Raw genomic sequence first — 22,454 nt, forward strand, 5'->3', positions numbered from 1 at the left:
TTCAAATGACTTGAAATAGCGGGAAAACATTAATGTTCGTGATTTGTTCTTGTTAATTTTGACTTGCGTACTTTACGAGAAGACACACGATGAGGTGTCGGGCAAAGTGAAACGCTGGTCTGCTAGGAAGGATCAGGCGGTCTATAAGCCGGGTTCTGTCCAGCATCCGAAGATGCCTGTATGGCCATTCCTCTGGGGCGATCGTTGCCGACCGCCTCGCGCGACCTACCCGGATGACGATGCGAAAACACACCTGTCGCCACCTTGCGGCGCGACCGGCCATCCCTATTTGGTCTTGCTCCCGGTGGGGTTTACCATGCCGCGTCCGTTGCCGTCCGCGCGGTGCGCTCTTACCGCACCCTTTCACCCTTACCCGTCGGCCGAAGCGGACGGGCGGTTTGCTTTCTGTGGCACTTTCCCTAGGGTCGCCCCCGCCGGGCGTTACCCGGCACCGTGTCTCCGTGGAGCCCGGACTTTCCTCCAGCGGCTTGCGCCGCCAGCGGCCATCCAACCGCCTGATCAGCGCCAGAGATAGAGCCGGGGAGGGGGGCGGTCAAGCGGCGCCGTCGCTGTTGCGAAAATAGTGTCGATTCCTGAGGATCGCGCCGGGCGGCGCATTTCTAGAGTGGCCAGCATTGATTCATGAAGCAGCGGGCGGCATTACTGTGCCGGACCGCCGCACACTACTCACTGAAAACCAGAGGCCGCCACCATGTCCGCCAACAGTCAGTCAGCCGCCGCAGCGCTCGTGCAGCGTTACTATGATGCCTTCAACGCTGGAGACGTGCCGGGAATGCTGGCCTGTCTCTCCGACGATGTCGCGCATGACGTCAATCAGGGCGGTCGCCGCAGTGGCAAGGCGCTGTTCGGGGAATTCTGTGGCCATATGGAGCGCTCTTACAAAGAGCAGCTGACGGACATTGTCATCATGGTCTCGGACGACGGCGGCAGGGCGGCGGCCGAATTCACGGTCAGCGGCACCTATCTGGCCGATGACGAGGGGTTGCCGGCCGCAAACGGCCAGACCTACCGGCTGCCCGGCGGCACTTTCCTCGACATCACGGACGGCAAGATCTCGCGGGTGACCACTTACTACAATCTTGAGGACTGGATCGCACAGGTGACCGGGAAGGCGGCATGAGTATCGCGCTGTCTGTTCTGACCCCCGGAAGCCCGGGCTTCGCGGAAGCGGTCGAGCAGGTCGCGGCGCTTCGCATCGCCGTGTTCCGGGAATGGCCTTACCTCTATGACGGAACACTCGAATTTGAGCGCTGGTACATCGCCAAGCTTTCGGAAGCCGAGGGGGCGATCATCGTCGCCGCGAAGGACGGGGATACCGTTATCGGTGTCTCCACTGGGATGCCGCTGCTTTCCGAGCATGAGGAGCTGATCGGTCCTTTCAGTGAATACGGTTACGATCCGGCCGAAGTGTTCTATGGCGCGGAAACCGTCACGCTGCCTGAATATCGCGGCCGTGGCCTCTACCGGGAATTTCTGGAGCGCCGCCGAGAGCATGCGAGGCGGCTCGGCGGTTTTCGCTGGGAGACATTCTGCGGTGTCGTCAGGCCCGCCGATCACCCGCTCCGGGATCACGAGGCCCGCCCGGTGGAGGCGGTCTGGGAACGGCTCGGCTACCGGCGCATCGAGGGCCTGACGACGGGCTTCAGCTGGAAAGACCTGAACGAGGAAGAGAAGAGCGAGAAGCTGATGCAGTTCTGGGTCCGGGAGCTCTGATGGGCCGGATACGAAAGTTCACGGTCGCCTCCGCCCAATACGGCATCGGCAGACCGAAGAGTTTCGAGGACTATGCGCACCGCATCGCCGCCAAGGCGGAAGAGGCCGCGCATGGTGGAGCGTCGTTACTGATGTTCCCGGAATATGGCGCGATGGAGCTGGCGTCGCTCTTCGGCGAGAAGGTTGAGGCGGACCTGCAGGGGCAGATCGGTGCGCTCGACGAGCTGGCGCCGCAAGTGGACGCGCTGCATCAGGATCTTGCGGCGGCACACGGCCTGCATTTTCTCGCCGCTTCCCTGCCGGTTCGGGTGCCGGGCAGGGAGCTGCCGGTGAACCGGGCGCGCCTGTTCGCGCCGAACGGCAGAAACGGGCATCAGGACAAGATCATCATGACCCGTTTCGAGCGGGAGGAATGGGCAATCGGCGGCGGCGACGGGCTGTCCGTCTTCGAAACCGATCTCGGCTGTATCGGCATTGCCATCTGTTACGACTGCGAATTCCCGCTGCTGGTCCGCACCATGGTGGAGGCCGGGGCCGAGCTGATCCTGATCCCGAGCTGCACTGACACCTTGCGCGGCCATGGCCGGGTCCGCGTCGGCGCCATGGCCCGGGCGCTGGAGAACCAGTGCTATGCAATCGTCAGCCCGACCGTCGGCAAGGCACCCTGGTCCCCATCCGTCGATATCAACCGTGGCGTCGCCGGTGTCTATGGTCCGCCCGATATCGGCTTCCCGGAAACCGGGATCGTCGCCGAAGGCCGGTTCGACGAGGACATGCTGCTCTTCGCCGAGATCAATCTCGATCTGGTCGCCGAAGCGCGGAGGGCCGGACAGGTCCTGAACCACCAGCACTGGAACGACCAACCCGGCGCCGACCTCTGGCCAATCCCGCCGGTGCGGACGTTTGATCTACTCTCTGAAGAAGTCTAGGACGTGCACTTATTAAACGGCGTGGGGCGCTGGCCGCTTTCGGCAAAGCCTCCGAAGCCGATCAATCAACCGCGAAAGTCCGCAATGGGTGGGGAGCGGACGTTCGTCTGTGCTGGTCGAATGGCGGGGGTGCGGTGAAAGCCGCCGCCGACATGGTCGTGGATACCGCCCAGGATCATGCCGTCCAGCATCCCGGTGACGGCGGAGAGCGTCTCCCGGTCGCCGGTGCGCTCGGCGTGGTCCAGAAGAAACAGGAACAGCGTCTCACGGGGAAACTGCGGGGTGATGCCATAGCCGCCATTGAACGGGTCCAGTTTGTCGATGATCCCGGCCATCAGCGTCTCGACGATCTACGGCGTAATCTCTTGCGTCTCGGCTTTCTGTGATAACTGCGCGGAGACGGCGCGGGTCACCCTGGCCGCCTCGTGCCTGACGCGGCGGCGATCGTCCGTCCAGGCATCCTGTACAAAGGAGATCGCGGTCCGGAATTTGTCCGGCGGCAGGTAGGTGGCCGCGAAAAACGGGTCGCCGTCTGATGTGAGAAAGACGATGTTCGACCAGCCGCCGCTGCCGGTCATGAGTTGCGTCGCCGTCATGAACTGCTCGTCCAGATCCGGACGGCTTTCCCGGTCGATCTTGACCGAGATGAAATCGCGGTTCAGCAGGGCCGCGATCTCCTCGTTCATGAAGCTCTCTTTCTCCATGACATGGCACCAATGGCAGGAGGCGTACCCTACCGATATCAGGATCAGCTTGTCTTCCGACCTGGCCTTCTGAAGCGCCTCCGGCCCCCACGGATACCAATCGACGGGATTGTCCGCATGTTGCAGCAGGTAGGGCGAGGTGCTGCCTGCCAGATGACTGACGGGTTTTGCGTGCGTCTCCCGCACCGGCAGATTCACCACGAGAGACAGGAGCTGGGCCAGAAAAACGCGTTTCATGGATAGAGCCTTCCGATCTTCGGGAGGGTAGCACTGTCAAAACTTGTGGCGTGTCAATTCAACGTCAGGCATTGCAGGAACTGAGATTACCGACTGAAGGCGTTTCGAGGGAAGGGAGCCCGATGCCGCAGATAGCTCTGAATGAGATCGAGGCAACGGTCGCGGCGGCATTGCAGCGGCACGGTGCCGTGCCCTGGATCGCGGCGAGCGTGGCGCGGGCCGTGCGTAAGGCCGAAGCGGTCGGGAACCGGATTTGCGGCCTCTACTATCTCGAAAGCTACTGCAGGCAGCTGCACAGCGGGCGGGTGAAAGGCGACGTCGAGCCGGTCGTGTCCCGTCCGCGTCCGGGTGCGGTCGTGGTAGATGCGCTCTTCGGGTTTGCGCAGCCGGCGTTCGAGCGCGCCTTGCCAGAAGCCGTTGCGGCGGCGCGTGAATGCGGCGTGGCCAGTCTCGCTGTCGGGCACGCGCATACCTGTACGTCTCTCGGCTATTTCACCGAGCAGATCGCCCGTGAAGGTCTGATCGGCCTTGGGATGACCAATGCCTCACCGATCGTGGCCCCGCCGGGAGGCAATACGCGTGTGATCGGGACCAACCCGATCGCCTTTTCCGTGCCGGATGGCGCGGGCGGGCGGGCGATGCAGTTCGATCAGTCCACCACGACGGTAGCCCTTGGCAAGATCACCATGGCCAAGGCAGCGGGCGAGCAGATTCCTGAGGGCTGGGCGATTGATGCCGAAGGCCGGCCCACAACCGATCCCGCGGCGGCGATCGGCGGCTCTCTGGTCAGTCTGGGCGGCCCCAAGGGGTGGGGTTTCGGTCTGATGGCGGAGCTGCTGGCCGCCGGAATGACCGGCGGCGTTGTCAGCCGGGACGTAAAGCCGCTGAAGGCTCCCGAAGGCGCTCCGCATGATCTCGGGCAATACTATCTGCTGATGGATCCTGGGACCTCCGATGCTTTCTTTGACCGCTTGCAGCAAGTCGTGGACGCCGTCGCGCTGGATGAAGGAGCGCGGATGCCGGGGCAGGGAAAACAGGACCGGGACCCTGTGGAACTGGAGCCGGCAGTATGGCAACAGACCCTCGGCCTGGCGGGTCTGGCCTGATCTGGCCCGGACCGGCTCCGGGCCCAATTTCATCAGGTCAACGCTTGTCTTCTCAGCGCTCGAGCATCGGTTCGACACGCTCCGGCTCGGGCATGCTTTCCAGAAGAAGTCGCCTGAAAGCCAGGGCGACCGGGTTCAGTGCGGTTCCTTTTCGGGAGAGTAACCCGACCTCGCGTATACTCTCCGTCCCGGCAAGTTCAAGCGCCACCACGCCATCCGGCAGGTCTCTGGTCGCGAGTGCGGGCAGTAGCGTGACGCCAAGACCTGACCGGGCGAGGGCTAGCAAGGAAGTCACGTTCCGCACCGTGATCGTCGCCCGCTCGCTCAACGCGCGGTATCCGGGCAGGTCAATAGATTCTGAAGCGCCATTTCTGATCAGGACCTCGCTCGACAGATCCTGCCAGCTCACCGGTCGTCCAAGGGCAACGAGCGCGCTATCGGACCCGCAGACAACCTTGAACGGGTCTCTGAACAGGGCCTCGAAATGAATCAGTGCGGGCGACGAGGGCCGGCCTGCAATACCCAGATCCGCTTGTCCGGATTCAACGAAAGCCCCAACGTTTCCGCTGTCCATATCATGGAGCTCTATATCCACAGTCGATCTGATTCGTATGAACTCGGGCAGTATGGAAGGCAAGATATGTATTGCTACTGACGGAACGGACGCTATGGAAAGTCTGCCGATCTTGTTGTCGGCGAAGGCCCGGATATGGCCAACTGTTCGGTCGAAGCTCTGAACCTGGAGCCGGCCGGTTTCGAGGATGAAGCCACCAAGAGCGGTCAGGCTGTTCTTCCTGTCCGTTTCGAACAGGGGGCTCCCGAGCTCGTCCTCGAAGTTTTTCAGGGCCATCGATACGGCTGACGGCGTGCGGCAGAGTTGTGCGGCTGCGTCCTTGATGTTCCCCGCCTCGGCGACGGCGATGAAGGCGCGCAGCGCTTCCAGCTTGATCATGGCAATCTCGCTTCAGGAATGCTGAAATTCAAAACAATAATTTCGGATTGCCTGAACTGCTACCGTGAAATTAGCTAGGCGCTTCTCGGCGATCCTGTCGCCGTCGCGTGGTGCAGCCAAGTCTGCACCCAGGAAAAGACGTCCTGCATCTGTGCAGGCAGTCCGGAGGCACGACATGACCAAGCAAACTGTTATCGATGGGCTGCAATACGCCAACTGGTCAGAGAAAATCTTTCGACAGATGCACGAGGGTGGCGTCGGGGCTGTTCATGTAACCATCTGTTATCACGAGGACTTTCGCGAGACCGTCCGCAATATCGAAACCTGGAACCGGCATTTTGAAACGCATCCCGATCTGATCCGGCCCGCACACACTGCTGAAGATGTCGAGGCTGCTGTCGCGGAGGGCCGTACCGCGATCATCTTCGGGTGTCAGAACGCGTCCCCCATTGAATGCGACATCGGTCTGGTGGAAATCTGCCACCAGCTCGGCATCCGCTTCATGCAGCTGACCTACAACAACCAGAGTCTCCTGGCGACCGGCTGTTATGAGTCGGAAGATACGGGTGTCACGCGTATGGGGCGCCAGGTGATTTTGGAGATGAACCGGGTCGGCATGGTCATCGACATGAGCCATTCGGCGGAGAAATCGACGCTGCAGGCAATCGAGATTTCCGAACGTCCGATCGCCATCACCCATGCCAACCCGTCGCACTGGATGCCGGCGCTTCGCAACAAATCAGACGATGTTCTGAAGGCTCTCGGAGAGAGCGGCGGGATGCTCGGGTTCTCGCTTTATCCACACCATCTGAAAGACAAGTCAAACTGCACAATTGAGAGTTTTTGCGAGATGATTGCCCGCACGGCAGAGCTCATCGGGGTCGGTCATATCGGTTTTGGCAGCGATCTTTGTCAGGATCAGCCGGATAGAGTTGTCACCTGGATGCGCAATGGAACCTGGACTCGGGATCTTGATTACGGTGAAGGTTCAGCGGCGGCTCAGGGCTTCCCGGATCAACCAGAATGGTTCCACGGCAATACGGATTTCGGCAATATCCTGAATGGTCTACGCGATATTGGTTTTGGTGCTGACGAAATCGACTGCATCGCTCAACGCAACTGGCTCGACTTCTTTCGCACCTCCTTCGGACCCGCATCCAGGGACTGAGACGTCGTGATTCAACTGGTCATTTCAGTTCTGTTGAACTGAAGATCAGTTAATCCTGTTTGATTGAAGCGGTCCGGCGCCACATCATCGACCAGCTTTGGCTGTGGCCTCTTTGTCGGGTGACGAGCCGGAGAGCAAAGAATATCGGACGAAATGACGCCCACAGGGAGGAAACTGAAATCATGAAAATGCTGAAAATGCTGGCGGTCGGCGCGGTGGTCGCCACTGCAATGACCTCCGCGACGACGGCCTCTGCTGATTGTGGCAAAGTCTCGATCACCGAAATGAACTGGGCATCGTCCCAGATCATCACCGAAGTGTCGAAGTTCCTGCTGGAACAGGGCTATGGCTGCACTGTCGAGAAGGTCCCGTCCGCCACGACCACAGCTGTCGCGTCGCTGGCCGAGAATGGCGAGCCGGATATTGTTACCGAGCTTTGGCTGAATTCAACGGGCGATGCCTATGCCAAGATGGCAAGCCAGGGCAAGGTTGAGGCACTGGCGGACGTTCTCGCCCCCGGCGGCGTCGAGGGCTGGTGGATTCCGCAGTATCTTGCCGACAAGCATCCCGAGCTGCTGACCATGAAGGGCGTCCTCGCCAATCCGAAACTGGTCGGCGCGCAGTTCAACAACTGCCCGGACGGCTGGGGTTGCCGGATCGTCAATGACAATCTGATCAAGGCGCTGGATCTGCCCGGAAATGGTATCGAGGTCTTCAACCACGGTTCCGGCGAAACACTGGCGACCTCCATCGCTGCGGCCTACGAGGACAAGAAGCCGTGGTTTGGCTACTACTGGGGCCCGACAGCCGTGCTTGGCCAGTACAAGATGGCCAAGGTTGAGATCGGCGCCATCAACCAGGAAATCCACACCGGGAACCAGAACAAGGACAACGCCAACCCGGGTGTTTCCGATTTCCCGCCGGCGCCGGTGCTGACTGTCGTCACCGCCAATTTCAAGAAACGTGAACCGGCCGTGGCGGAGCTCATGAGCAAGGTGAGCTTCGACGTCAATGTGATGAACGAAGTCCTTGCCTGGAAGAAAGCCAAAGGCGCTTCAGCTGAAGAGGCCGCGGTCCGTTTTCTCTCCACCCAGTCCGATGTCTGGAGCAAGTGGGTGAGCGATGATGCGCGTACGAAACTCTCTGCGCTGATCAAGTAAGTGATGCCAAATCCCGCGGGGCCGTTTGGCCTCGCGGGTCTCCGGGGGTAGGCTTCTCCGGCACCATTTTGGCTGAGAGCGGTTTTTTGGACTGCACTCCTTGCGTTTAGGGGGAATCTGGCATTGGCGACCTATGATGGGCTTTTCAACGGCCTTGGTCTGAGGGACTGGTGCGACGCGGACAAGACCGATGACGGTCCGCTTTCCATGGCCGACCTGCTGGCCAAGGCCAAGGGCGGGGAGGTTGCCGAGACGCCATGGTGGGAGCTCCCGTTCCCGTCCCTGGATGCCCTCAACAAGGCTTGTGCCAGTTTTCCGCAGTCCCGGGTCGTCACCAAAGGTGTCGAAGACGGTTTCCTTGCGATCAAGGACGCCTTGCGGGTCGTGCTCGACCCGATGACACAGCCCTTGAGCTGGATCCTCGAATTCACCCTCTCGGTCTTCGAGGTCGCGCCCTGGTGGGTAATGTTCCCGGTCCTGATGCTGGTTGTCTATTTCGCCTCAAAATCATGGCGTCTGGTCGGGTTCGTTACCCTGTGCCTTGGTTTCCTGGCATTGATTGATCACTACGACCACGCGATGCAGACGCTGGCGATCATCTTCGTATGCGCCTTTTTGTGCGTTCTGTTTGGAGTCCCTATCGGCATTGCCATGTCGCGCAACGATACCATGCAGCGCATGACGATCCCTGTGCTCGACATGCTGCAAACCCTGCCGCCTTTCGTTTATCTGATCCCGTTGATCTTCCTGTTCTCGGTCACTGAGCCGAAGCTCTACGGCATCGCCATTATTCTTTATGCCATCGTGCCGGTGATTCGGCTGACCGATCTCGGCATTCGTCTGGTGGACAAGGATGTGATCGAGGCAGCCGATTCCTTCGGCATGACCGACCGGCAGAAGCTCTTCGGCGTGCAGATCCCGCTGGCCCTGCCGAACATCATGGCCGGCGTCAATCAGACCATCATGATGAGCCTCGCCATGGTGGTGATCGCGTCCCTCGTTTCTGCGCCGGGGCTTGGTGTGCTGGTGTTGCGCGGCATCCGCAATCTTGAACTTGGGGTCGGTCTGATCTCGGGGCTCGGCATCGTGCTGCTCGCGATCATTCTTGACCGGGTCACCAAGGCGGCCCTCGATCGCGTCAACGCCGCGCAGAAGCAGTAGGGCAGGGAGGCATCAGATGTCCGGAAACATCAAGATATCGATCCGCAGCCTCTACAAGATCTTCGGGGATGACCCGCTTGCTGCACTGGAGCATGTCCGTGCCGGTGTCGGCAAACCCGAGCTTCTGGAAGAGCACCAGCATGTGCTGGGCTTGCAGGACATCAATGTCGATATGCGCGAGGGAGAAATCACTGTCATCATGGGGCTGTCCGGCTCCGGAAAATCGACACTGATCCGCCATCTCAACCGCCTGATCGAGCCGACGGCAGGCGCGGTCGAGGTCGATGGCGAGGATGTTCTCGAATATGACGAGCTGGCGCTGCGGAACCTCCGGCGCGAACAGATGTCCATGGTGTTCCAGAAATTTGCCCTGTTGCCGCACCGTACGGTGGCGCAGAACGCGGCGACCACTCTGGCGGTCCGCGGTGTCAACGATGCGGACTCCCTGCCGGAAGCGCATAAATGGCTGGAACGGGTCGGGTTGCAGGGTTTCGAGGAGCATTACCCCCATCAGCTGTCGGGCGGCATGCAGCAGCGCGTCGGGATCGCCAGGGCGCTGACTTCCAACTCGCCGATCATGCTGATGGACGAGGCGTTCTCTGCCCTTGACCCTCTGATCCGTACCGATATGCAGGACCTTTTGCTTGAGCTGCAACGGGAGCTGCACAAGACCATCGTCTTCATCACCCATGACCTCGACGAAGCGCTGAAGCTGGCGGATCACCTTGTAATCCTGAAAGACGGCTCGATCGTGCAGCAGGGGGAGCCGCAGCACATTCTCCTCAACCCGAACGACCCCTATATCGAGGACTTCGTCAGTGACATCAACCGCGCCCGCGTGCTGCGGGTTCGGTCGATCATGACCCCGATCAACGGCGAAGTGCCGGCCGACGCCCATGGCGAAGTGGACTGTGACGATACGCTGGAAAGCATGATCGAGAAGTCCGGCGGGGATATTTCGCATTCCTACATCGTTTTGCGCGACGATGCCCCTGTCGGTACCCTTGATATGACCCATCTATTGAAGGCACTGGTCCCGCGCGTCGCTTCGGAAGAGGGTGCCAGGAAGTACTGACACACTTTAGGCTTGGCGGCATTGGCATGCTCCAGACTGAATTCCTTATGAACAGGACGCACTCATCTGTCGCTCGACGTGCGCCGGCGAAAGTAATGCGGCTGAAGCGCCTGGGCTCGCTGCATCAGAGCCGGCTCAGCTTCATGCGCATTCTTTTGCGCCGGCTGGCGCGGGAGAACTGGACGTTCTCATGCCGCGAATTCGACATCGACGCCAACGGCGTCGGCCACGCGGTCTATAGCGCTGAAGGCCCGGAACGCACCTATTCGCTCGTCGCGTTCGCCCATGACCTGCCGGATGAGATGCGTTCCGACCGGGTTATTGCCGAGGCCTGGGATGCCACGTTCTGCCTATTTGACGGCATTCCCTCCGGGGCTGATATCGAACGGCTGTCCCGCAACGTGCCGCTCCAGGAAGCCGGCCGGATCAGTGAGGCCGAACTCAGCCTGTCGCGGGCCAACCGTTCAGTGCGCCTCTGGAGCCATGTGGTTGACGCCCTGGCCGCCGGCGAGCAGCCGGACATCGAGAAGGTCAAGGCGGTCGGTTATCTGATGCGGACGACCGCGGTTTACGGTTCGGGGAAGTTCGGCGCGGCGGATCGTGAGATGATCGCCGGCCGGCCGGAGATGCGGGCTCCGTTCCAGGCAGAGATGCTGTCGGTCTTCATGACCCGGACATTTGTCCGCGATCTCGTGCAACATATGGCACGGACGAAAGGCGGCGCCAGGACCGCGGCGCTGGACCCGGCGATCGCGCAATCACTGGGGATCGGGAATTCGACCGGCCTAGGCATGGCGCCCTTCATCGTCAACCATCCGGTGTTGTTCAACAACTGGATCGCGGCGCGGGAAGAGGCCATTGCGCGCGTCCGTTCAGTGGCAACCGCAACTGCCGAAGAACGGTCGATGTTTCTGTCGATTCTTGAGCGATCCGGGATGTCCGTGGCCGATTGGCACTCCTCCCATCCGATCCAGCAGGCGCGGCTTGTTGAACTCCGGCAGGATCTGGCGACGCTGATGGCCTTTGTTACCGAGGCCGACCTTACTGACGATCAGCCATGGAACCGTTTGATCAACTGGGCCGAAACGGCGCTGACCGAAGAAGGGCAGGAGCTTCTGGCATCGCTGATCCTGGAGCCTTATTCCGGGCTGGTCGATGGGCTGGCGGACGAGATGGCGGACAACGACGCTTCGGTGTTCTCCATCGACGGTGCCATGACAGTGGGTGAAGTGTGCAGATTGATCGACGCGTCATTTGGGTGGGCGCTCGATGTGGACTGGAGCGCACCCGGATCTATCGCCCGCGCCTGGTACGTCTCGGCGGAGAAATTGGAGCCGCGTCTGGGGGAACGGTTCGAGGAGCCGATTGCTGCCTATGAACAGCCGCTCGCCCCTGCCCGTGATGCCGCAGCCGCCCATGCCGCGCTGTCCGGTTTTGCGCCCGACACGCCGATATCCGAGTTCCTGCGTTTGCATCCGGAACATCGGCACACGGTCCGGCGGGCTCAGATCAGCCGGATCGCACCCTATGGTGAGATCCGGGACAACACCATTTCGGCGGATGTCCTCCCCATCGATATGCTGCGCGCCAAGCTGTCCTTTTTCGGGGCCACGCATTTTGATCCGCGTTCTGACCGCTGGGTTCGTATTTGCATGTATGCGGGCGCCCCCTATCCTGAAGACCTGATGGCAGACAATGCGGACTTCTGGGGCTACCCGGCACTTCCGTCATGACATATTCGCTCAACGAAGCCGAAGCCACCGCGCGAAAGGCGGCCCGTGGTGCTGGCTACGGCTGGGGGCTGGCCGAAGAGGCGGGCAAGGCAGTCCGCTGGCTCTGCATGCAGAGTGAGGATAGCGTTGCGGTTCTTGCCGGCCTACTTGAGCGAATTGACGGAGAAACCTTAGCAGAACACACACCGACCTCTGGTGCCGGAACAATACAGGCGGAGGGAGCCTGGCTGTGTCCGCTGCTGGCCGGAGTGATGCTGTCCGATAGCGCGGCGCAGCTCAGGTCGCGGGAGATCCGTATGGAGATTGTTCTCGAGCCTATGTTCCTGCTGCCCTTTGCGGCGCGGGCGGCACTCCAATTGGAAATGACCGTCACTGTGAGCACACCGGCTTTTTCCGCATTGACGGATGGCCGGATCCTCACGTTGACAGGAACACGGATTTCAGTGGCGGAGGACGTTTTGGTTCGCGCTGGCGGAACTGTTGGAAAAGTTTCTGCGCACGCGACCCGATGTCTGCCCAATCCCGAGGCCTGGGCCGTTCTCAGCAGGTTTGCCGAGCGAACCTATGCGCCTGCAACCGAGGCTTCGCGCTTGCTTGGCGCCGGCGCCGGTGTTTCCGAAGACGACTGACGCAAAAAAATCGCCCGAACTCGGTAAATCCAGCCTACGGGGTTTCTTGAGCTTCGAGCACAGTGATAACAGCGATCAGGCGCCGGGCATTACCAATTTTATCCAGAAGAAAGTCGATAATAGTCCTGACCTTGGCGGTCAGCACGCTCAATCAGTTCCTTCGGCCTCATCCATCAATTGTCTGATATGCCGCGCGAAGAACCATGTGAGTGGGATAGCAATCAAGGTTCCTACGACAAACGAGGCGAACGGGCTCAACACCGGCTTTCCTGCCGAACTCCCGATCAGCGAAGCAAAAAACACTTAACTTGCGACACCATAAGGTCTTTCATTTTTTCTTCTATGAAAGGTTGCATAGAAATTTCATACACTGGTAGGACAAAATTTTTTGATTATTCGGAAATTTCTGAGCTTCCGAATGTGCGGGCTATCTGAGCGAAATGCTCAGACGTGCTCGCAAGTCTTTTATGGGGTATCGTTCGCTCCGGGTCGCTGCTGGCCGAATAGGCCATCCGGCTCTGCAGGGTGGGAAGCGGTCGTTAGAATTTAGCTCTCGGCGGCAGTTTTACGTTCTGATCGTCCGAACTATGGTTTTAGTGCGTGCAGTTTGTTAATCACCTCAAGTTAGCTTATAGTCGCCGCTAACCTATCGATCAAGATGGACACGAAGCTGACGCGCTCGCTCACGAAATGCGGCGTTGCCGCCCTCAAGAATATCGCAAACGGACTTCCGTATTACCAAATTCTCCAGACCGCCCGCGACATAGCTGATTTGGGGAAGGCCTCCTGATGGATGAGGGCCTGCTTCGGCTACGATGATCTGATCGGCATCAGTGTTGATGACGAGCTTAGCGTTATGGGTGACCATTATCACCTGGCGGTTGGGCTTCCACTTGTAGAACGTCGTATCGCTGATCCCGCAAAATAGCGATGATCTGCTCTTCGCTAAACCGACTCCGCTTCATAAACCTGTCTCCTATCGGATGACGGACTCTACCTAAAAGTGGAGGAGTTTACGGGGCTCAGGTCACGTTCTATCATCAGCGCCACATAAACTGACGAGCCCTTTACAAAGAACTTCGAGGCGCAGCATTCGAAGCTTGGAAGACCGCGAGCCCTGCTGCCTGAGTCATTGATGTAACGTACCAGTTGCTGACCACTGAAGTTACCGTATCAATGCCCGTCAGTCACACGGATCGAGACAGCGGTAGTGTTCACAAAGGGTAGGCTGAACCGCGGGTTGCCCTGATACAACAGGTATTGCCGAGTCGTTCGAGCCAACCAATCTGCTCACTGAGTTGGAAACAGGAACGTCATGGTCAGCCGCGCCCCCCATCCCTCCGGGCCGCCTGTTGCGGACCGGAGGTAGTAGCGTGTACCAACACCTATACTCACCGGCTGCGTCCCGATAGTCGTGAGTTTACTCACGTTTGCGTTGATCGGCAAACTCGACTCGTCAGTCTCCCATTCGTAGGTCACGTCCTGAGTAAGTGAGAATGTCCAGGCATCGGATGTCGTGTAAGATGCAAAGGGTTGCAGGAACGTTGTGCTAACATCCGAACGTTTATTGTCACCGGCGAAGGACCATAAATGGTTGGCGAGTGCGCCGTAGGTCCAACCACCCGACTGCATTAAGCCGACGAACGTCGGCCCCGCACCCCACTTGCCGCTTGATAACAGTTTGTCAGTGCCGGTTCGATAGAGCATGGCCGGACCAGCCCCCCAAGTAAATGCACTTCCACCGCCGATCGAGATGGGCTTGGGAGAAAAGAAGAAACTCTGCACGGTGTCTCCCAAACCGAATTGGCTTCCGGCAGAAGGGAATATGTCATCCTGATAGACAACCGGCAGAATTGTCCGCGTAATCAGAGTCCATTCGCTGCTAAGCTTGAACGGGATGACGGGTTGGATGTTGGCGGTGAGCCGGTAGCCATCATCATTGGGGCCGATGCCGCGGTCATAGTTGAACTGAATCGGAACGCTGATCAGGTTTGCAACCGGATTGCTTAACTGCTTCGCAAGAAGCGTACTCGAATTGTCCTCAGCGATTACGACACTCGACGAAAACGCCAAGGCCACCACTACACAATACAGCTTCAAAACAATTTGCTTCTCAAAACTCATAACCATCTCCCTCAATATGGACGAGAATGCGTGAGTCCGTGAGCAATGAGGCGCCCAATTTCTTGCAATCGATATCGTGTATTTCGCCTAACGCCTGAACTCCCTCAAAGGCATTGCGAATTGAACGAGTCCAGCATTGCCTTGCAGCCGGTTCTTCACGTTGAACTCATGCAGCAGCTTTACTTTCCCTGAAACAGGTAGAGTCCCGAGTAAGACATTGAAATTGAGCCCAGGTCCAATCGCCGTAGTTCTGTCTCTCAAGGCTAGAGGTGCCGTACCGCCGTCATCAGAAATTTGTTCGTAGTGATAGCCAGAGAGCCCCAGGGCGAACAGTGAAGAAAAGTGCATCATGGCGGCATATTCAATATGGAACTCCGTCCCGATCGGTAGTCAGCGTCTAAGTTTCTTTTGTTAAAAGTGGTTCCTGGCGCCGCGGTCAGTTCGAGGCCCGACTTCTGGTTGATATAGGTAAGGGCCAATGTGGTGTCCAATCCCCAACGGTTAAAGTCGGCGTTGGCCAAGGCACCTTGCGAATAACTTCCGATAGTAATGTTGAGCAAGCCGCTCAGCGTCGCATGCTAATTTCCACTGCCCCAATCAAGGACTGCATTAAGGAGAGGGTCACCGATTGCAAACACATCATCCGTTGCGTTAATGCCGCGAGGTACCCCGGCAAAGTTAAACAGTGCACTAGCTTCAACCGATTGGGAAACGAATGGCAACACAGCCCCAATCCCCAACCGACCACCAAGAACATCAAGAACATCATGTGGCAAAACTGAAGCAGTGCGGAGATATTTACAAATGCATCGGCCTCCAGGCCAACTGCGAGATTTCCTCCGAACGTTAGAGGGCGACGTCTGGCTAAATCAAATACACCGTATTATGGACGCATTACAGGTGGCATTGACTCGCCTTATTATTTATTATTCCGCATAGTCTATACATCACTAAACCTCAGGAGGACGGTTCCAACAAGCCTGTTACAACTACTTTTGTAAGGACAGTAAGCAATGCAGCAACAGATAAGAACTCAGCTCATAGGCGCCATCTTGGTTCTGAGCGTGTTCATGGGGCTCAACGCGGCTTGGGGGCAGTCTTCAGCGGCAGGCGAAAAACACCCAAGCAGAGTGTTTTGGGGTGACACACACCTGCATACGGCCTTGTCGTTCGATTCGTATACCTTCGGGACAACCGGTCGTCCGGACCTCGCTTATCGCTACGCAAAAGGGTTCCCGGTCATTCATCCTGTGACAGGTATGCGCGTCCAAATGAAAGCGCCGCTAGACTTTCTTGTTATCGCTGATCATGCGGAACTGCTGGGATCGGTAATGCGCGTCTTGGAAGGTCAGGCGCCAGACATTGCAAAAACAAAGTCTGGTAAATTCCTAATAAAAACAGCTGGCAACCGAACGTCGAAAGAGTTGGATGCGGTTTACGACGCAATCAATCGGGTTGGTAGCGGACTTCCCAACGACACAGGGCTGACGCCAGCAGATCTTGTTAGAGATCTCCACGGAGAAAAAATTCGCACGGCATGGAATGAAAACATCGATGCCGCCGAAGCCCACAATGACCCTGGCCGTTTTTCGGCCATCATTGGTTGGGAATGGACATCGCAGCCGGGAGGTGCGAATTTTCACCGTGTGGTGTTCATGCCTCAGGGAGGGGACGTAGCGCGAAAGTTTCTACCGTTTTCAACGCTCGAAAGTGATGATCCTGAAAAGCTTTGGGATTGGCTCGACACCCAACAACAAAAAAATGGCGCCGAGTTTGTGGCAATACCGCACGGTCCGAATATAAGCGCTGGTCTCATGTTTGGACCAAACCGACGGAACGGGAAGCCAATCGATTTGAAGTTTGCTAAAACCAAATCACGCTTCGAAGTTGCAATTGAGGTTACGCAAATTAAGGGGGACAGCGAGACGTTGCCGATGTTCTCGCCCGACGATCAGTTCGCCGACTATGAATTCTACAATTTTTTGTCAACGCCAGACGGAAAGACACCCGATCCGGCAACTGGAGACTACGTCCGTCCGGGCTTAAGGAACGGTCTTGCCCTTGGTGCCAAACTGGGGGTCAATCCATATAAGATGGGCATGGCGGCAGGAACAGACAGCCATGTCGGCATTCCGGCAATTGAAGAGACAGCATTTGCTGGTAAGAGCGGTCACGATTCCTCGCCCGCCAAACGTCCCAAACCCAGCGGTATCGGCGCCGCCGTTGGGTGGGACATGGGTGCTGCCGGTTTTACCGGCGTTTGGGCCGAAGAAAACACCCGGCGATCGATTTTCGATGCGTTCCGGCGCAAAGAAATCTACGCCACGACAGGTCCGCGATTGACGGTACGCTTCTTTGGTGGCGAGGGCTTTACAGACACAGACATCACTGGCGACCTGGCTGTGGCGGGTTATAGCAAAGGCGTTCCGATGGGCGGTGATTTGGCCGCAAGCACAAAGGCGCCGACGTTTCTCGTTGCCGCAATGAAAGATCCAAACAATGCCAACCTCGACCGTGTCCAGATCATCAAGGGATGGCTCAATAAGGACGGAACAACCAATGAGCGCATCTACGATGTGGCGCTGTCGGATGGCCGCACCGATGGGAAGGTAGCCGTTGGCAACACCGTTGATCTGAAGACTGGCGACTACACCAATGAGATTGGTGCATCGGCGCTATCCGCAGTCTGGAAAGACCCGAATTTCGATCCGTTTCAGTCAGCATTTTATTACGCACGTGTCCTTCAAATTCCAACACCAAGATATTCGCTTCTCGACTCGATCGCGCTTGGCATCGACGTGAAGGAGACAGGGCGTCCGGCGACAATCCAGGAACGCGCCTACACTTCGCCGATCTGGTACACACCGAAGAGGTGAGCATGAAGGCGCGGCTGGTACTGTCTCTGAATGCCGCGCCCGCAATCAGATAGCGTTCGACAGGTGTTGGCCGACCGGTTTGGTGTTACAATTTCGGGTTGCGATATGGTGTATTCATTTCTTAAGGGCGTAGTATAGGTGGCTCGATGATGAAGATTGTCAGAGAGCCGCTGTTTCAGTTTCTCATTGTCGGCGTTCTGGTATTCGCTCTTCACGCGCTGATAGGTGAGAAGAATTCGAAACCCGCAGGCGTGATTGTGATTTCCGTCAAGGAGCAGATGAACCTCGCGGCTCTGTTTCGCAAAACCTGGCAGCGCGACCCGACACCCGAGGAGTTGGATGGCCTGATCGAAAATAGGGTCGGAGAAGAACTTTTTTACCGAGAGGCACTTGCGCTTGGGCTTGGCAAGAACGACATCTTGGTGCGAAGGCGATTGGCCCAGAAACTCACATTCATTACGGACGATCTCGCCTCACGCAAGGCCCCGAGTGATGAAGATCTGCAAGGCTACCTCAAAGCCAACCCTGGCAAATATGTGGGCGAACCCGCGCTCACGTTTCGTCAGGTTTTTTTGAATGCAGATCAGCGCGGACCGAAACTTCTCGATCATGCACGTGTGCTACTTGCCGAATTGAAGCGTGGTGGTGATCCCAAAGCAATGGGTGACCCAAGTCTCTTGCCGCCCTCGATGAAGGCTGCGACCGTTTCTACGGTTGCACGCCTATTCGGTTCCGATTTTGCAAAGGCGCTTGACAAAGCGGGGACGCAAAAAAATTGGCTGGGCCCAGTGAAATCTGCCTTTGGTGCCCACCTGATCAGGATTGACGGGAAAGTTGCAAGCCGATCAGTCACGCTTAAGGAGGCGCGCCGTACAGTGGAGCGCGATTGGCGTGCCGATGAGCGACGCAAGGCGCACGCTACCTACCGTGAGTCGCTGAAGCGGAAATACAAAATCGTTATCGAGAACAAGGAACTGGGCTCGTGAACCGCTTTTGCGCCCTGATCCTGTGCGGACTTGCGGCGGTTGCCTCCACGATAGCTTTGGCTCATGAGGTTCGCCCGGCCTATTTGGAAATTCACGAAACAGGGCCAGAGCAGTATTCGATCTTGTGGAAGCGGCCGGCGCGAGGAAATGCGGTCGCGAAAATATACGTCAAACTGCCACAAGTGTGCCAGGACGATTCGCCGAGGGCGAGCTATGGTGTTGCTGGTGCGACCGTTCAACGTTGGTCGGCAAGTTGCGCGGGCGGACTTGCCGGACAAAAGATTCAGATCGTGGGCCTTGAGAAAACGCTGATTGAGACAATCATGCGCTTCGAGCGGCGCAATGGCGCGACACAGACGCTGCGGCTGATGTCCGGTCAGAATTCTTTCGTCGCCGCCAAGCCGTCATCCTTTTCCGAGGTGGCGGGCGTGTATATTTTGCTTGGTTTTGAGCACATCCTGCTCGGCTTCGATCACCTATGTTTCGTGTTGGCGTTGCTGCTACTCATCGCCGATGTGCGCCGACTGATCTGGTCGATCACGGCCTTCACAGTCGCACATTCTCTGACCCTTACAGCAGCAACGCTTGGCTATGTCACGACGCCGTCAGGGCCGGTCGAGGCGCTCATTGCATTCAGCATCGTGTTAGTGGCAGCGGAGGTGGTCTCGATCGGTCGCGGAGAGGTCAGCATTACAGCCAGATATCCGTGGACCGTGGCATTTGGTTTCGGACTCCTCCATGGCCTTGGGTTTGCCGGAGCGCTGTCGAAAACTGGCCTGCCGAACGACGCGATTCCCACATCCTTGTTGTTCTTCAATGTCGGCGTCGAATTGGGCCAACTTGCGTTTGTGGCGGGAACTCTAGTGCTGTTTGCGGCGGTGAGGCGCATTGATATGCGCGTCAAGATGGCGATCGCCTATGCGATTGGCGTAGTTGCTGCCTATTGGAGCATAGAACGAACCGTTGACGTCATCATGTAGTACTTGAACGTATTCGTCTGCTGAGACGCGTCGAGACGAACATCATTACTTACCATATCGTCGAGTTTTATTCGGGCGAGCCTGGGAGAATTTTCAAGGATGAAATCCGGTATCGCGGCTTTGACCATCGGCAGCCGTCGCGAAAGTCCGATTTGTCCGCTCCGCCGACTTTACCGAGTGTCCTGGTTTACCAGTTGCCACGAATGTCGCCTTCGGCTGACTACACCGCAGCGACATGGAATTGGGCGATCAACTGCTTTGGGTCGTCTTCGGACTGTCGGCTCCTAGGCGCGAACGCAAATAAGCAGACGTTGGTTCAGACGGCACATAATCATCCCATGAGGCTGCGAGGGGAATGGCGGCTTCTTGAAAAAGAGAGGCAGGGAAGTAGACGTGCCATATGTGCTTCGATCACCCACATGAAGCGCGGTTCACTCGGAAGTATAAGGTTCAACATTATTGGAATTCGCCGATGCGCTCACGACAGATCGCGAGCATCTGCTCGGCTTTGCCGGCAATGTGTTCGTCATTGCGGGCGACATCCGGAGTGGTGAGCGCGTCAACGCCTGCACGCAGTCCTGAAAGCAACTCTTCGATCGCCTGGTTCGCTGCCGTGGCAGTCAGCCCCGCCGTCGCTGCCAGCTTAAGGAAGTCAGCGCGGCGCAGACGATTATCCTTGCCGTTTATCTTCAAGGCCATGCGGTCATGCTCAAGGCCGGGAAAGACGACCGTGGTGACGGCATCATAGAGCGGCGCGAGCCCCACGATCTCAAAGGTGCGTGCATCCGGCTGCGCGACCTTGAGGAGCGCGAGATTCTTGAGATGCATGTCTCCGTCCGCAATGAGCCAGGCGAATAATGCGCGTTTAAGCACCAGCAGCAGATCAGCTTCGGGATTGGTCGAGAGTGGTCTGACGGCGCGGGCGATACGCTCTATCGTACCGTCATATTTGGCGTCGGGGGGAAGATCGAGGACCGAGCACAAATCTTCGAGTGCGAGGCGCCGCGTGTCATCCGTCGAAGTACGAATATCGAAGCGCTCGACGATCAATGCCGGTGGCATGCCATCCGGCATAGCGATCAACGCCGTCGGCGGCGCGTCGAGCCCGGCATGGCGACCAAGCGCCATGGCGAGAAACTCGATCACCGGCAGCGCCTGAAAGCCGCTGGTCCCGGCAGGTTTAAGTATGTGCGTAAAAGGTAGGCCGGTACTGGGAACAAGTTTCCCGTCTTCACCGAGGAACATCGGCGCTTTGATCTGGACGCCGGACAGACGGGGTGTGTCGGCGCTGGCGTAAAGGCGCGCGAGCTTTTCTTCGAAGCTCTGCTCAATGTCGCCGCGGCTTGGGCCGGCATAGGTGCCGGTGAAGATGCCGCCGGTTTTGAAGTCGCCCAGACGACTGACCAGAACATCTGCGGGCAAGGCGTCAAGATCGGTAGCCTTGGTGCTGATCGTTATATTTGACATGTAGCGCTTGCCCGAGCGCAGAACGGCGCGCTCGTCACTTTCCTTGAGAACGCGCTCCAGCCATCCTTCGGGTAAAAGAGATAGAATGAAGGGCGGCAGCTTGCCTGGAACGCGCTGTTGGATCAGCGGCAGATCGAACCCTTTGTCTGGCTTCCAGCGCCATTCAAAGCCGTCATACAAGAGATGCCCGATGTGGGTCCCATGCCACGCGACGATGAAATCGAGTGCCGCCTCATTGCGAACCTCAATCTCAGCTGGTGTATGGAGCAGATAGCGCTCGGCCTGCTCCCCTTCGCGATACCATTTGTTTTCCCGGGCCAGCGCCCAGAGTGCATCAGCGGCTGCTTTGGGATCGCCATACTCGGCAACCAGCCGCTGCGCGATGTCGGCGCGCCTCGCTTCATCGATAGAGGCAGCGTGTTCGCTGCGCAGCCGGAATGCTTCGAGAAAGCGCTGACGAATGGACGAGACGTTGGTTTGGAACTCTCCTAGCCCGTCATCGATGATAGCGCTCGCAACCGACGGATGATCGGGTGCAGCATTTTGGATGATTTCCAGGGCCCTGATCCGGGTGCGTTGGTTACGCGGCCCGCTGATAAAGAGCCGGCCATCGCGCGTCGGCGCGAGCAGAATGGCACTGGCGGCCGAGAGATAGGCCCGCGGATAGAGATAGCGGGCGATCCGGATCGCATGCTTGAGCACATTGGCATCTGCGTCGGCGTCGGCATCGACATAGATACCGCGCATGAGCTGCACGATCTTGCCGGTTTCGGCCTGATAGTGGGCACGGGTTTTGTCGAGGTTCTCGCCGACGAGATAGAGCAATTTTCTAACTTTCACGTATTTCACATACGCAATAGCTAGAATTCCTCACATCAGATGTCAAGGTTTTCGAACTTTCGCGTGTTTCATGCACGCAAAGATTAGATTTTCGCCACCATCTCTCCCCACCGGTCGGGACTAAAAAGCCGTGCAACGCGGTACCGGGGCTTGCGTCCCACCGCAGCTACAACGCCTACGCCATCGGCACCATCATCAGCATAATGATCGTCATCGCCGCCATGGCACCCATGACGCCGATGTCGGCGACGACGAAGATGGCTATGATGATCACCACCATGGCGATCATCATGATCATGCGCAGCTAATCAGCGAAGCGCGGCGAAGGGCTGTTTTCAGGATCAGATCAAGATCAGCTCAACGACCGAAGTGGCGGCGCATCACCGGTATATGGCGGGCATTCATCTTCGCAGATGCAACGAATGGCGGCTTCGGAGAGTTGAATCGCAGCATTATCTCAGTGAGTGAACGACCGCAAAGGGTCGTTACCAGCCTAATAGAGCACTCGACTCTACTGGACGGGAAGTAGTCATTCGTCTGAATCATCCCGGGTGGGTTTGCGGACGAAACTGCCACCTGCCACCTGCCACAAC

The 22,454-nt window shown here is 58.0% G+C and carries 19 protein-coding genes and 1 other RNA gene; 13 read left to right on the top strand and 7 right to left on the bottom strand.

Annotated features, from left to right (window positions below; all coding sequences use genetic code 11):
* Positions 1-128 precede the first annotated feature (128 nt).
* An RNA gene (rnpB, locus tag ABJ076_RS11510) (RNase P RNA component class A) lies at positions 129-519 on the bottom strand.
* Between the two features lie 193 nt (positions 520-712).
* Between rnpB and ABJ076_RS11515 the strand changes: the two genes are divergently transcribed.
* From ABJ076_RS11515 to ABJ076_RS11525, 3 genes are read left to right on the top strand one after another with little or no spacing between them, the layout of a single operon-like run.
* Positions 713-1,141 carry a ketosteroid isomerase-related protein gene (locus ABJ076_RS11515; RefSeq protein WP_348194347.1) on the top strand — a complete coding sequence of 143 codons (429 nt, stop codon included), beginning with the start codon at positions 713-715 and terminating at the stop codon, positions 1,139-1,141.
* Positions 1,138-1,734 carry a GNAT family N-acetyltransferase gene (locus tag ABJ076_RS11520; RefSeq protein WP_348194345.1) on the top strand — a complete coding sequence of 199 codons (597 nt, stop codon included), beginning with the start codon at positions 1,138-1,140 and terminating at the stop codon, positions 1,732-1,734. Before ABJ076_RS11515 ends, ABJ076_RS11520 begins: the two co-directional genes overlap by 4 nt.
* Positions 1,734-2,663, top strand: coding sequence for a carbon-nitrogen hydrolase family protein (locus ABJ076_RS11525; RefSeq protein WP_348194343.1), 930 nt, complete (start codon positions 1,734-1,736; stop codon positions 2,661-2,663). Before ABJ076_RS11520 ends, ABJ076_RS11525 begins: the two co-directional genes overlap by 1 nt.
* A gap of 65 nt (positions 2,664-2,728) precedes the next feature.
* Here the strand turns inward: ABJ076_RS11525 and ABJ076_RS11530 are convergent, their stop codons facing one another.
* On the bottom strand, positions 2,729-2,998 hold the full coding sequence (locus ABJ076_RS11530; protein ID WP_348194341.1) for a hypothetical protein: 270 nt from the start codon (positions 2,996-2,998) through the stop codon (positions 2,729-2,731).
* A gap of 15 nt (positions 2,999-3,013) precedes the next feature.
* Positions 3,014-3,604, bottom strand: a complete 591-nt coding sequence (locus ABJ076_RS11535; RefSeq protein WP_348194339.1) for a thioredoxin domain-containing protein — start codon at positions 3,602-3,604, stop codon at positions 3,014-3,016.
* A 122-nt stretch (positions 3,605-3,726) separates the two neighbouring features.
* Between ABJ076_RS11535 and ABJ076_RS11540 the strand changes: the two genes are divergently transcribed.
* Positions 3,727-4,710, top strand: a complete 984-nt coding sequence (locus tag ABJ076_RS11540; RefSeq protein WP_348202602.1) for an Ldh family oxidoreductase — start codon at positions 3,727-3,729, stop codon at positions 4,708-4,710.
* 52 nt (positions 4,711-4,762) lie between these two features.
* On the opposite strand, the gene ABJ076_RS11545 is transcribed toward ABJ076_RS11540, so the two are convergent.
* Positions 4,763-5,662 carry a LysR family transcriptional regulator gene (locus ABJ076_RS11545; protein ID WP_348194335.1) on the bottom strand — a complete coding sequence of 300 codons (900 nt, stop codon included), beginning with the start codon at positions 5,660-5,662 and terminating at the stop codon, positions 4,763-4,765.
* A gap of 175 nt (positions 5,663-5,837) precedes the next feature.
* Here ABJ076_RS11545 and ABJ076_RS11550 point away from each other — a divergent pair, with 175 nt between their 5' ends.
* The 6 genes from ABJ076_RS11550 to ABJ076_RS11575 all read left to right on the top strand — a co-directional run bounded on the left by ABJ076_RS11550 (position 5,838) and on the right by ABJ076_RS11575 (position 12,588).
* Positions 5,838-6,830: a membrane dipeptidase gene (locus ABJ076_RS11550; protein ID WP_348194333.1), complete on the top strand. Its 993-nt coding sequence runs from the start codon at positions 5,838-5,840 to the stop codon at positions 6,828-6,830.
* A 182-nt stretch (positions 6,831-7,012) separates the two neighbouring features.
* Positions 7,013-7,990 carry an ABC transporter substrate-binding protein gene (locus tag ABJ076_RS11555; protein WP_348194332.1) on the top strand — a complete coding sequence of 326 codons (978 nt, stop codon included), beginning with the start codon at positions 7,013-7,015 and terminating at the stop codon, positions 7,988-7,990.
* A 123-nt stretch (positions 7,991-8,113) separates the two neighbouring features.
* Positions 8,114-9,151, top strand: coding sequence for an ABC transporter permease subunit (locus tag ABJ076_RS11560; protein WP_348194330.1), 1,038 nt, complete (start codon positions 8,114-8,116; stop codon positions 9,149-9,151).
* 16 nt (positions 9,152-9,167) lie between these two features.
* Entirely contained in the window at positions 9,168-10,226 is a 1,059-nt protein-coding gene (locus ABJ076_RS11565) for a betaine/proline/choline family ABC transporter ATP-binding protein (RefSeq protein WP_348194329.1), read from the top strand.
* A gap of 95 nt (positions 10,227-10,321) precedes the next feature.
* Positions 10,322-11,959, top strand: a complete 1,638-nt coding sequence (locus ABJ076_RS11570) for a hypothetical protein (RefSeq protein WP_348194327.1) — start codon at positions 10,322-10,324, stop codon at positions 11,957-11,959.
* Positions 11,956-12,588: a DUF3726 domain-containing protein gene (locus ABJ076_RS11575; protein WP_348194325.1), complete on the top strand. Its 633-nt coding sequence runs from the start codon at positions 11,956-11,958 to the stop codon at positions 12,586-12,588. The genes ABJ076_RS11570 and ABJ076_RS11575 overlap by 4 nt, the downstream gene beginning before the upstream one ends.
* A gap of 1,290 nt (positions 12,589-13,878) precedes the next feature.
* Here ABJ076_RS11575 and ABJ076_RS11580 read toward each other — a convergent pair.
* Entirely contained in the window at positions 13,879-14,712 is an 834-nt protein-coding gene (locus ABJ076_RS11580) for a transporter (RefSeq protein ID WP_348194323.1), read from the bottom strand.
* A 1,013-nt stretch (positions 14,713-15,725) separates the two neighbouring features.
* On the opposite strand from ABJ076_RS11580, the gene ABJ076_RS11585 reads away from it, so the two are divergent.
* From ABJ076_RS11585 to ABJ076_RS11595, 3 genes are all read left to right on the top strand, one after another.
* Positions 15,726-17,588: a DUF3604 domain-containing protein gene (locus tag ABJ076_RS11585; protein ID WP_348194321.1), complete on the top strand. Its 1,863-nt coding sequence runs from the start codon at positions 15,726-15,728 to the stop codon at positions 17,586-17,588.
* A gap of 146 nt (positions 17,589-17,734) precedes the next feature.
* Positions 17,735-18,574: a peptidylprolyl isomerase gene (locus ABJ076_RS11590; protein ID WP_348194319.1), complete on the top strand. Its 840-nt coding sequence runs from the start codon at positions 17,735-17,737 to the stop codon at positions 18,572-18,574.
* The gene (locus ABJ076_RS11595; protein WP_348202603.1) at positions 18,571-19,554 is read left to right on the top strand and encodes a HupE/UreJ family protein; all 984 of its coding nucleotides are present in this window, start codon (positions 18,571-18,573) and stop codon (positions 19,552-19,554) included. The genes ABJ076_RS11590 and ABJ076_RS11595 overlap by 4 nt, the downstream gene beginning before the upstream one ends.
* Positions 19,555-20,010: 456 nt before the next feature.
* Here the strand turns inward: ABJ076_RS11595 and ABJ076_RS11600 are convergent, their stop codons facing one another.
* Both ABJ076_RS11600 and ABJ076_RS11605 read right to left on the bottom strand, forming a co-directional pair.
* The gene (locus ABJ076_RS11600; protein WP_348202604.1) at positions 20,011-21,846 is read right to left on the bottom strand and encodes a type II toxin-antitoxin system HipA family toxin; all 1,836 of its coding nucleotides are present in this window, start codon (positions 21,844-21,846) and stop codon (positions 20,011-20,013) included.
* Between the two features lie 190 nt (positions 21,847-22,036).
* Entirely contained in the window at positions 22,037-22,159 is a 123-nt protein-coding gene (locus ABJ076_RS11605) for a hypothetical protein (protein ID WP_348194313.1), read from the bottom strand.
* Positions 22,160-22,454: the final 295 nt, after the last annotated feature.

Source organism: Nisaea sp. (genome assembly GCF_039990255.1).
Taxonomy (GTDB): Bacteria; Pseudomonadota; Alphaproteobacteria; order Thalassobaculales; family Thalassobaculaceae; genus Nisaea.

What these genes read in the sequence shown, in the direction of transcription:
- ABJ076_RS11585 (WP_348194321.1), top strand. Translation starts at nt 15,726, where the DNA reads ATGCAGCAACAGATAAGAACTCAGCTCATAGGCGCCATCTTGGTTCTG.
- ABJ076_RS11580 (WP_348194323.1), bottom strand. Translation starts at nt 14,712, where the DNA reads ATGAGTTTTGAGAAGCAAATTGTTTTGAAGCTGTATTGTGTAGTGGTG.
- ABJ076_RS11535 (WP_348194339.1), bottom strand. Translation starts at nt 3,604, where the DNA reads ATGAAACGCGTTTTTCTGGCCCAGCTCCTGTCTCTCGTGGTGAATCTG.
- ABJ076_RS11550 (WP_348194333.1), top strand. Translation starts at nt 5,838, where the DNA reads ATGACCAAGCAAACTGTTATCGATGGGCTGCAATACGCCAACTGGTCA.
- ABJ076_RS11515 (WP_348194347.1), top strand. Translation starts at nt 713, where the DNA reads ATGTCCGCCAACAGTCAGTCAGCCGCCGCAGCGCTCGTGCAGCGTTAC.
- ABJ076_RS11520 (WP_348194345.1), top strand. Translation starts at nt 1,138, where the DNA reads ATGAGTATCGCGCTGTCTGTTCTGACCCCCGGAAGCCCGGGCTTCGCG.
- ABJ076_RS11570 (WP_348194327.1), top strand. Translation starts at nt 10,322, where the DNA reads ATGCGGCTGAAGCGCCTGGGCTCGCTGCATCAGAGCCGGCTCAGCTTC.
- ABJ076_RS11545 (WP_348194335.1), bottom strand. Translation starts at nt 5,662, where the DNA reads ATGATCAAGCTGGAAGCGCTGCGCGCCTTCATCGCCGTCGCCGAGGCG.
- ABJ076_RS11540 (WP_348202602.1), top strand. Translation starts at nt 3,727, where the DNA reads ATGCCGCAGATAGCTCTGAATGAGATCGAGGCAACGGTCGCGGCGGCA.
- ABJ076_RS11605 (WP_348194313.1), bottom strand. Translation starts at nt 22,159, where the DNA reads ATGATCATGATGATCGCCATGGTGGTGATCATCATAGCCATCTTCGTC.
- ABJ076_RS11530 (WP_348194341.1), bottom strand. Translation starts at nt 2,998, where the DNA reads ATGGCCGGGATCATCGACAAACTGGACCCGTTCAATGGCGGCTATGGC.
- ABJ076_RS11565 (WP_348194329.1), top strand. Translation starts at nt 9,168, where the DNA reads ATGTCCGGAAACATCAAGATATCGATCCGCAGCCTCTACAAGATCTTC.
- ABJ076_RS11555 (WP_348194332.1), top strand. Translation starts at nt 7,013, where the DNA reads ATGAAAATGCTGAAAATGCTGGCGGTCGGCGCGGTGGTCGCCACTGCA.
- ABJ076_RS11525 (WP_348194343.1), top strand. Translation starts at nt 1,734, where the DNA reads ATGGGCCGGATACGAAAGTTCACGGTCGCCTCCGCCCAATACGGCATC.
- ABJ076_RS11590 (WP_348194319.1), top strand. Translation starts at nt 17,735, where the DNA reads ATGATGAAGATTGTCAGAGAGCCGCTGTTTCAGTTTCTCATTGTCGGC.
- ABJ076_RS11575 (WP_348194325.1), top strand. Translation starts at nt 11,956, where the DNA reads ATGACATATTCGCTCAACGAAGCCGAAGCCACCGCGCGAAAGGCGGCC.